Below are 8,468 nucleotides of genomic sequence, written 5' to 3'. Positions count from 1 at the left end.
AGGCGCTGGTGCACGAGCAGTTTGGCGACGGCATCATCAGCGCCATCAACTTCAAGCTCGACATCAAGAAAGTGGACGACCCCGAAGGCGGCCAGCGCGCGGTCATCACGCTCGACGGCAAGTACCTGCCGACCAAGCCGTTCTGAACGGCACGCCGGTGGCGGGATGGCCGCTGCGCAAGCGGCATCCGTCCACCGCCCCCGGCGACGCCCGCCGGACCACCTCGCATCAAATGAAGTTGCCAGCCATGAAGCAGATTCTCCTCACCCTGTTCAGCGTCACCACGATCCTGTCGGCATGGCCGGCATTTGCCGGCCCGGACTGGACCGTGATCGAGCGGGCGCGCGCGCAAGCGCGGGCGCAGCGCCAGAACCCGGAGCCCTCGTCCTGCCTCGCGCAGCACCCCGCCAATCATGCGTTCTGCGCGCCACGCGCGGACGGCGGGCGCCGGTGACATACGTACGTGGGCGACGCAGCGGTCCATCGCGAGGGCGTGCGCACCGCGCCCTGACGAAGCACCGTTCACAACACATTCCCCGATCCGCCATGTAGACCGGGCGCCGCTTGCCGCGCCGCCGCGACAGCCGACTTGGTATCCGTCTGTATCAGCGGCCCGATGCGATACGCACGCTCACCGCCAGGGTGCCAAGTCACTACGGGCCGGATACATCGGTCACCTTAAATGCTTCCTGTAGCGCGGCGGTGGCAGCAAAGACCAGATGGTCCCGCCAGCGACGCAACGCGGCCGCGACTAAACAACGCCGCCGCAGCCCGATACATCACCCTGGAGCTTCATCATGAACACCACCAACGTCACCACCCTCGCCAAGCGCCTTGTTTCCATCGTCGCCTTCGCCGCCGCCGCTGGCGGAATGCACGCGGCTTTTGCCGCCGATGTGGGCGTGGAACATGGGTATCGCTACAACGTATCCGTTGCACGCAACGACGCGCGCGATCCCTATACCGACGGCGCCAACAACGGCAAGCGCGATGCGTTCTCCGATGGCGCATACAGCAGCGCCGCGCAGCAGATCGTTGCCAGCGCTTCGCACATCGGCAAGCGCGACCCGTTCACCGACGGCGCACGCATCGACCAGCGCGATCCCTTTACCGACGGCGCCAACAACGGCAAGCGCGACGCGTTCTCGGAAGGCGCATACAGCGGCGCGGCGCAGCAGGTCGTTGCCAGCGCTTCGCACATCGGCAAGCGTGATCCGTTCACCGACGGCGCACGCATCGACCAGCGCGACCCCTTTACCGATGGCGCCAACAACGGCAAGCGCGATCCGTTCTCGGAGGGCGCGCGGGCCGGTAGCCCGGATGTGTTTACGGACGGTGCGCTTGCGTGATGTGCCGCGGACCGTACGGGTGGGTGAGGGGTGGAGCCATGGCCGGGTTCATGGCGTGAACTCCGCTTCGACAGGCTTGACGAGTTAAATCGCTTGCATCTATCGCCCCCGGTCGATCGGCTGCGGCCCCGGGCAGCAAGGGTGCGGGCAACCCGGCATGAAGTTGATGTGCGCAAAGTCCGGCGGCTCCGCTGATCTTCCTGGCTGGTAACGGGCAATTTCCACAGAGATCATGCTCGCCGGCACACCAAATGTCGTCAGCAACTGTTCCATGTGAGACACGCGCTTGCGTGCAAAAGCATGGCTGATGCCGGCGGTCGGGGCCTCATACACCGCAATATGGAAGCCCTGCTTGTTCTCATAGGCCGCCGGTTCGTCGATCATCCACTCCGCCAGTCTGCGCACCTCCGACGCTGGCAGACGATCCGCGCCGCGCTCGAAATTGCTGTTGAAGGAGATGTCAAAGCTGCACGCCAAGGCGGGCTGCGCGAGGATCGCGGCGACAGCAGCAATGCTGCGGAATATCTTAGACAATGACATAGCCGGCCACGCTATCAGCATTCTCAATACACTGCGGATTCTTTGCCGCAGCCTCCTGCTTGAGCGGACGAAGTTATCCGCGGTCAGCTCCCTGAGGATCGACTCGATGCGAGGAATTCCCTCAAGCAGACACTGGCGGACCTTGTCCTCAGAGGTGCCAAACCAAGTCTCAACTCGCGCTCGATMTGCATCGTTCCACCGACGAAGCTCCACCAACCTCTTGATGCAGCATGAAATCGCCTTGACTCGAAGCGAGAGGATGGCACTGCGAAACTCCCCATTGCTCACGTTCGGGCAGATCCGCGTCGCATCGTCCACGACCTTGCCCGGCTTCTCGGTMAGCTTTTCTGCAGCGACCGGCACGTAAGTGCMTGGGGCGGATGAAGGCTGGTGGAGGTGTCCTGTCCAGTTCACCTCAATGAGGAAGTCCTGCTGTGACGGGACGACGACTGGTTTTATCGCGCACCGACACATCACCCTTGCTCCCCGCACTAGGATTCGCCTTCCATCCATGAGCGTGAAATGCGGAAGGGCGTCGTTCATCACCGGGCCGCCCACGTTGCATGCCGGACAGGTAGCGTGGTCTCCCTCCGCTGCCACACTGACACCGTGATGCGCGAAGCCGATCACTGTGGAAATCAGCGTCCCGTCTGTACTTGTCTTGTCGCCATGCTTCAATGCCTCTCGCATATCCGTCATGCCTTTCTCCGTTGTCAGGTGGATGAGACCCAAAGTGATCGAACCGCCGTGCAGTGTTCCAGCGGATCGGCCAGTTGAGATCGAGAGAGGTCTGCAGGAATGCGAAGAAACGTCTTGTTGAGGGCGGGAATTGAGTTGCGTCAATTGTGTCGAGAAGGCCGGCAGTGGGGCGGGCACCATATGCGCACCGCCGATCCGGGATAGCTATCCTTTGGCAAGGATCGGACGTGACTGACGCGGACCTCTGGCCTATGTGGCTCGCCTCCCCAATCTATAGAGGTGACCAACGAGGGCGTTGGTCATTGCGAAGGTCATTGACGGGTGCCGATGATCTTCCCCCCCCTGGGTCAGCACAATGCCTGCACCCGGTTGACTGCCTGGTCCAGCTGCTGCTTTAGCGGGGCAAGCAGGGCATGCAGGCCATTGCTGGCGGCATGCTCGCCCGCCTGCAATTCCAGCAGCGTCAGCAGAGAGTCCAAGCCGGCGCTGACGCGTATCAGGTCGTCGCAACTCTGCTGGATGGTTTTATAGTTCCACTCAGCGCCGAACGTGGCGTCACTTTCTGGCGGCATCGGATCTGCGACTAGCTTGGCTTCCATTGCAGCATTTCTGGCTTCGGCTGCAGTACGAGGACGACGTTGGCGGGCAGTCATGATGGCTCCTTGGCAGGTAGGGTCGATTGAGACGTCCATGTGGTGGACGAGGTGTCAACGATCCGCGCTCTCGCTGCTTCGGATGACGAGCGCGATAAAGCGCGTGCAGCACAGTACGTTTGCAAGTGCGATGTATGGAGGGTCCGCGACCAAGCAATCTCCGTAAGAGGCTGAGGCATGAGCCATAATGCGACTTTTGTCTGCCCTGGCAACGTGACTGGCATTGCTAACGCCTGCGCTGCATCCGTCAAGCTCTGGCCTGACGCTTGCCCTAGACATGTGTCCGAGATTTTGGCGGCGGTGCCGGCCGGGCGCCTCTGGTCGTGCGCGAACGGATCCGCCTCGCCGGTACGGAAGAGGTTTTCTGCGGGCCCTCGCTACCTGCCATGCGGCACGTACCCGCGACAGCCAGCGACGGCATACGCACCAATGTACCTTACAAGGATAATTTGTCCTAATTGAAATGCGTGATCGCGTCGAGGAACTGATAGATTTCGTGGCGGAGGGTCATCGCCGCTACAAGCACATGGAAGACMTKACCGKGATCAAGGCGGACAGTTGGAAGAACGCATGCCGGGGGCAGCAGCGATTCACGCAGGAAATGATCGAGAAGATGGCGGAGATTTGGCCGCAGTATGCGTACTGGCTGGTCACCGGGCGAACCGATGCGGAGCACGGCCACACGTCGCCGATTCTTGAGCGGATAGCACGTGATCTGAAGAAGGTTAGGGGGCCAGAAGGATAGTTGGTGAGGTAGGGGAAAATCCCCGACCTACGCAGTTATTGCGAGTCTCGAACACCCCGGCAGCCCGGGAATATTGACCGGCCCCAGAACGCACCTCCTTCCTGCATTTGGCCCCCGCTTTGCAATACGCTTGAGCATCGGTCTCCCGCAACGCGGGCAGCTTGGTGCCACGGCGTGCGGCCGGTTTCCTCGACCATGTGGCCGCGCGTCCGAAACGCCGCACCCACAAGCAGTTCAAACTGGTAAAACCCGCCGCCCTGCGGGCCACCATCGGCCACCCCGACCCGGCGGAAATCCGCGGCATGATCCACGGCCTGCACAAGGCGCGACGCGTCTACCCCGGCCGCATGCTGCCGCGCCTCTGCGTCGCCTGTTGCTCGGCTATGTGCCGCGACGATCGGAGGTAAGCGCCGGTGAACGCAATGCCAGCGTCAGCACAGCGCCTGCACGCGGTTGACCTAGCCCAATCACCAGGGCCACCCACGCCCGCCAAAGTCCAACACCCGCCAGCGAACCAGTTCAGCCATCGATAGAGGCCGCTGGGCTTGCCTTCTCAAAAATTGCTCTGCGGCGTCCGGCCTCTGCCTAGGCCACCGATGCAGTGATCACCCGGGTTTCTCGCATCCTCCGAGAAGCGGCCTCCGCCCTCTGGGCTGAATTCGTCGAACTGCTTGCTCTACCCCCGGACAATGGCCCTGGCGCAGGGAATTTAGATGTTCAGCTTGTGTGAATGTTGCATAGGACATTTCCTATCGACATACTKACGAGCAAGAGAACKAGTACGCATACGCGTGCCATAGATCGGGCAAGAAGGGGCGAGAAGTTGAGCATTCAGGAACGCGGATTCAACGCTGTGCGACTCTCGAACGAGCGCAAGCAACCGGCCGAGCCGCCGAGCTTCTCGCTCGGCAAGATCTACAACAGGCGGACTGACATCCATCCGCCCTTCGGCGGCAACGATCAGAGTGGCATAGCGCATTCGAGGTAAGCGGATCGCCAGCACCGTGGTTGACGACGAGACAGGAATGGTGCTGCTTTAGGCTTGCAACGCCAGTTGAGCGGCGACGTTCCACGGCAGAAGTTCGTCGATCCGATTGACGGGATGATCGGCGATGCGGGCCAAGACGTGACGCAGATAGGCCTCGGGATCGATGCCGTTGAGTTTGCAGGACCCGATGAGCGAGTACATTGCGGCCGCGCGCTCTCCGCCACTGTCAGCGCCGGCGAATAAAAAATTCTTCCGACCCAACGCGACACCGCGCAGCGCATTCTCCGCGATGTTGTTGTCTATCTCTGCCAGGCCATCATCACAGTAGTAGATTAGCGCTTGCCACTGGTTCAGCATGTAGTTGATGGCTTTGGTCGTTTCCGACTGCGTCGAGAGCGTCAATAGCCGCTCTCGCAACCACACTTCGAAGCTGTCCAGTATGGGCCGGGATCTTTGCTGCCGCACCTGTTGACGCACGGCAGGTGGCTTACCCCGGATTTCCGCTTCGATGGCATAGAGCTCGCCGATCCGGCGTAACGCCTCCGTTGTGGTCGGCGTTGCCTTGCGGACATGCAGATCGTGCACCTTACGGCGCGCGTGGGCCATACAAGCTGCTTCGCGCACACTGCCATCGGTAAAAACTGCGTTGAAGCCCGCATACGCGTCTGCCTGCAAGATGCCGCGGAAGCCGGCCAGATGCGCTTGGGGATGTTGGCCCTGGCGATTTGGTGTGTAGGCGAACCAGGCCGCAGGCGCAGCATCCGAACCCGATGCGCGATCGTCCCGCACGTAGGCCCATAGTCTTCCCGTCTTGGTCTGCCCCTTACCTGGCGCAAGTACCGGCAGCGGCGTGTCGTCCGCGTGCACCTTGCCGGGCATCATCACGTATCGGTGCAAAGCCTCGACCAGGGGGCGTACCAGCGCACCGCAAGCGCCGACACCGCGAGCCATGGTCGTGCGGTCCAGCTCCACGCCCTGCCGGGCATAGATAGCGGCTTGGCGGTACAGCGGTTGATGATCAGCGTATTTGGCAACCAGTATGTGAGCGTGCAGCCCCGCCGTGGCAATGCCGCGCTCAATCGGCCGGCTTGGCGCCGCAGCCTGGACGATGCAATCACAACAGGCGCAGGCCTTCTTGCGCCGCACCTGCCGAATCACCCTGAATGAACTGCTGATGATATCGAGTTGCTCCGAGATGTCCTCGCCCAGCGGCTTGAGCTTACCGCCGCACTCTGGACAGGCTTCGGTCTCGGGCTCGAGAATGCGATCCTCCCGCTCCAAGTGTTCCGGCAACGGCTTGCGTACCGCTTTCTTCCGGACAGGAGGGGTAGCCTGCGGATCGGCTTCGGTTTCGGCCGCACCTTCCTCGGCCAGCAGATCTTCCAGTCGGGTCTCGAGCTGTTCAATCTGTCGATCCAGCTTCTCGGACTTCTGGCCAAACTGCATCCGCCTMAGCTTTGAGATCTGCAGATTTAGCTGCTCGATCTCCATGGAGCGGACCGCCAAGGCCCGTTCCATGAGTGCGATCGATTCCCGCTGTGCCAACACCAAGGCCTTCAGGGCCTCAATGTCGTCGGGGAGATCGCTGGGGTCGATTGGCATGCGCGGCAGTTTACGCACATGCCACAAGGTTTACAACACCGACAGTGGCGGCCAGGTGCGCTCGGGCTGCTTCCAGTTGATCCCCTCCAGCAGCATCGACAACTGCGCTTGCGTCAGGTGGATCTTGCCGCTGTCGGCCTGCGGCCAGACGAAACGTCCACGCTCCAGGCGCTTCGAGAGCAAGCAAAGCCCATMGCCCGTTGACCACAATACCTTGATGACGTTGCCGCGCCTGCCGCGGAAGACGAAGACATGGCCGGAGAACGGGCTCTCCTGCAGAGTCGCCTCCACCTTCGCTGCGAGCCCGTTGAATCCGCAGCGCATGTCGGTCACGCCTGCGGCGATCCAGATGCGTGTTCCCGCCGGCAACCCKATCATGGCGTCAAACGGTCCAGTACGGTACGCAACGTGGCCAGGTCGACTGCCCCTTCAATGCGAATCACCGCTCGGCCCAAACGGATCTCAATGGCGCCGTGCGGCGGCGTCGGCTCGCAAACCGCAGCGGCCGGACTCATTGGCATCGGACCGGGTGGCGAGCTTGGGTGTTCAACGGTCACCGGCAACAACACCGCGGCTTCCTGGCGCTGCTCCATTCGATAGCGTCGGCGCCAGGTGAACAGCATGTTCGCGTTGATGCCGTGCTCGCGCGCCAATTTCGATACCGAGACACCCGGCTCACACGCAGCGGCTGCCAACCGCCGCTTGAATTCCTCGCTGTGGTTCGGCCGGCCTTTGCGACTGCCGGCGACTGGTTCATCCTGTGACTGTGACAAAGTAGTTCCCATCACTATTTGGTGGGAACTACTTTGGCGCCACTCTACTGAACGGTACAGACGGTGCTGGCGACTCGCTTACCATTCGAGCACGGTTCGAGCCATCTTCATCYTCACGGGCGATAGCGGAGAGCAGTATGGCTATGTTGACGGCGGAGATGAACTTGGCGTCTTCTCCTACACCGGTGAGGGCCAAGTCGGCGATATGACGTTCACCCGTGGCAACCTAGCCATCCGCGAGCACGCGGAGGATGGGCGAGCGCTCCATTTATTCAAATCACTCGGCAAAGGCAAGGGGCAGGAATACATTGGCGAGTACGCCTATGCTGGACACTCGATTCGTCGCGGCCCCGATAAGCACGGGCAGCAGCGCGATGTGATCGTCTTCCAACTTGTCCCTGTGGCACTCCTGGACGATGAGTGCAGTGCGTCGTTCGACGACGATGCCACTGAGCCAGCGCCAGCCAGTTTGGAAGAGGCACGGCGGCGAGCCATGGAGGCGCTTCACGACTCACAAGTGGCAACGGGAAAGACCGCACTGCGGCGACTGTATCAACGCAGCAAGCAAGTGAAGGACTACGTTCTGCTGCGTGCAGCCGGGAAATGCGAGTCGTGTCTCCAGCCGGCGGCGTTTCAGCGGAAGGATGGGTCTCCGTATCTGGAACCGCATCACACGACGCGCGTTTCGGATGGCGGTCTTGATCATCCAAGTCATGTTGCGGCGATATGCCCGACGTGCCATCGGCACATTCATCATGGGCGTGGGGGGCATCAGAAGAACTTGGAGCTAATGGAGGCGATTGCGGCTAAGGAGAGCGCGCAATAGGCACCCTCGTGAGAGCTTGCCAGCCCAAGAACGATGTTGCACGCGGATGGGAGCGCCGCCTTCGCCGGCACGACTGATGTGCCTCCAGCCATACCTGAGTTCCGGCCCCGTCACCCTCTGCGACCTCTCGCCCGCTACTTCTCTTTCGATCCCGGGGTTCCTATGCCGGGTTGATGCAAAGTGCCGTATTAGCCGCCCACGACGCAGACTTCACGTCCCAAAGCTTTGGTCACCACCCGCTCGTTCACCAAATTTAACTGAGAAGACGCCCGCGCGTTTGAGGCAAATAACTG

General features: G+C 61.6%; 11 protein-coding genes. 6 read left to right on the top strand and 5 right to left on the bottom strand.

Translation table 11 applies throughout. From position 1 onward, the window contains the following. From AC1DKV_RS24005 to AC1DKV_RS23995, 3 genes are all read left to right on the top strand, one after another. Nucleotides 1-146, top strand: a 146-nt coding sequence (locus AC1DKV_RS24005) for a cyanase (RefSeq protein ID WP_477138137.1), incomplete at its 5' end; no start/stop codon positions are given. Between the two features lie 101 nt (nucleotides 147-247). Further along, nucleotides 248-454 carry a hypothetical protein gene (locus AC1DKV_RS24000; protein WP_477117259.1) on the top strand — a complete coding sequence of 69 codons (207 nt, stop codon included), beginning with the start codon at nucleotides 248-250 and terminating at the stop codon, nucleotides 452-454. Nucleotides 455-797: 343 nt separating this feature from the next. Next, nucleotides 798-1,349: a hypothetical protein gene (locus AC1DKV_RS23995; RefSeq protein ID WP_477117258.1), complete on the top strand. Its 552-nt coding sequence runs from the start codon at nucleotides 798-800 to the stop codon at nucleotides 1,347-1,349. A 99-nt stretch (nucleotides 1,350-1,448) separates the two neighbouring features. On the opposite strand, the gene AC1DKV_RS23990 is transcribed toward AC1DKV_RS23995, so the two are convergent. Next, nucleotides 1,449-2,588, bottom strand: a complete 1,140-nt coding sequence (locus AC1DKV_RS23990) for a PAAR domain-containing protein (protein ID WP_477138135.1) — start codon at nucleotides 2,586-2,588, stop codon at nucleotides 1,449-1,451. A 347-nt stretch (nucleotides 2,589-2,935) separates the two neighbouring features. Further along, complete coding sequence (locus AC1DKV_RS23985; RefSeq protein WP_477117255.1) at nucleotides 2,936-3,241, bottom strand: DUF1484 family protein; 306 nt, start codon at nucleotides 3,239-3,241, stop codon at nucleotides 2,936-2,938. A 463-nt stretch (nucleotides 3,242-3,704) separates the two neighbouring features. Here AC1DKV_RS23985 and AC1DKV_RS23980 point away from each other — a divergent pair, with 463 nt between their 5' ends. Together AC1DKV_RS23980 and AC1DKV_RS23975 are read left to right on the top strand one after the other, a co-directional pair. Further along, nucleotides 3,705-3,986 carry a hypothetical protein gene (locus AC1DKV_RS23980; RefSeq protein WP_477138134.1) on the top strand — a complete coding sequence of 94 codons (282 nt, stop codon included), beginning with the start codon at nucleotides 3,705-3,707 and terminating at the stop codon, nucleotides 3,984-3,986. Nucleotides 3,987-4,147: 161 nt separating this feature from the next. Next, nucleotides 4,148-4,393, top strand: a complete 246-nt coding sequence (locus AC1DKV_RS23975) for a hypothetical protein (protein ID WP_477117253.1) — start codon at nucleotides 4,148-4,150, stop codon at nucleotides 4,391-4,393. Nucleotides 4,394-5,022: 629 nt separating this feature from the next. Here the strand turns inward: AC1DKV_RS23975 and AC1DKV_RS23970 are convergent. Genes AC1DKV_RS23970 through tnpA form a run of 3 tightly spaced genes read right to left on the bottom strand, consistent with a single transcriptional unit; the run spans nucleotide 5,023 to nucleotide 7,361 of the window. Then, entirely contained in the window at nucleotides 5,023-6,576 is a 1,554-nt protein-coding gene (locus tag AC1DKV_RS23970) for an IS66-like element IS883 family transposase (RefSeq protein WP_477131698.1), read from the bottom strand. A 30-nt stretch (nucleotides 6,577-6,606) separates the two neighbouring features. Beyond that, nucleotides 6,607-6,954: an IS66 family insertion sequence element accessory protein TnpB gene (gene tnpB / locus AC1DKV_RS23965; RefSeq protein ID WP_477138133.1), complete on the bottom strand. Its 348-nt coding sequence runs from the start codon at nucleotides 6,952-6,954 to the stop codon at nucleotides 6,607-6,609. Continuing rightward, the gene (gene tnpA / locus AC1DKV_RS23960) at nucleotides 6,951-7,361 is read right to left on the bottom strand and encodes an IS66-like element accessory protein TnpA (RefSeq protein ID WP_477138132.1); all 411 of its coding nucleotides are present in this window, start codon (nucleotides 7,359-7,361) and stop codon (nucleotides 6,951-6,953) included. The genes tnpB and tnpA overlap by 4 nt, the downstream gene beginning before the upstream one ends. Between tnpA and AC1DKV_RS23955 the strand changes: the two genes are divergently transcribed. Further along, nucleotides 7,279-8,175 carry an HNH endonuclease gene (locus AC1DKV_RS23955; protein WP_477138131.1) on the top strand — a complete coding sequence of 299 codons (897 nt, stop codon included), beginning with the start codon at nucleotides 7,279-7,281 and terminating at the stop codon, nucleotides 8,173-8,175. The genes tnpA and AC1DKV_RS23955 overlap by 83 nt on opposite strands. Nucleotides 8,176-8,468 lie beyond the last annotated feature (293 nt).

The sequence above is a fragment of the Cupriavidus sp. 05T41 genome (assembly GCF_056396525.1).
Note: the sequence above shows the minus strand (reverse complement) of the source record. Positions and strands in the feature narration are given on the sequence as shown.

Bases quoted from the DNA above. Each gene is read 5' to 3' on its own strand.
- AC1DKV_RS24000 (WP_477117259.1), top strand. From the start codon at position 248: ATGAAGCAGATTCTCCTCACCCTGTTCAGCGTCACCACGATCCTGTCG.
- AC1DKV_RS23995 (WP_477117258.1), top strand. From the start codon at position 798: ATGAACACCACCAACGTCACCACCCTCGCCAAGCGCCTTGTTTCCATC.
- AC1DKV_RS23985 (WP_477117255.1), bottom strand. From the start codon at position 3,241: ATGACTGCCCGCCAACGTCGTCCTCGTACTGCAGCCGAAGCCAGAAAT.
- tnpA (WP_477138132.1), bottom strand. From the start codon at position 7,361: ATGGGAACTACTTTGTCACAGTCACAGGATGAACCAGTCGCCGGCAGT.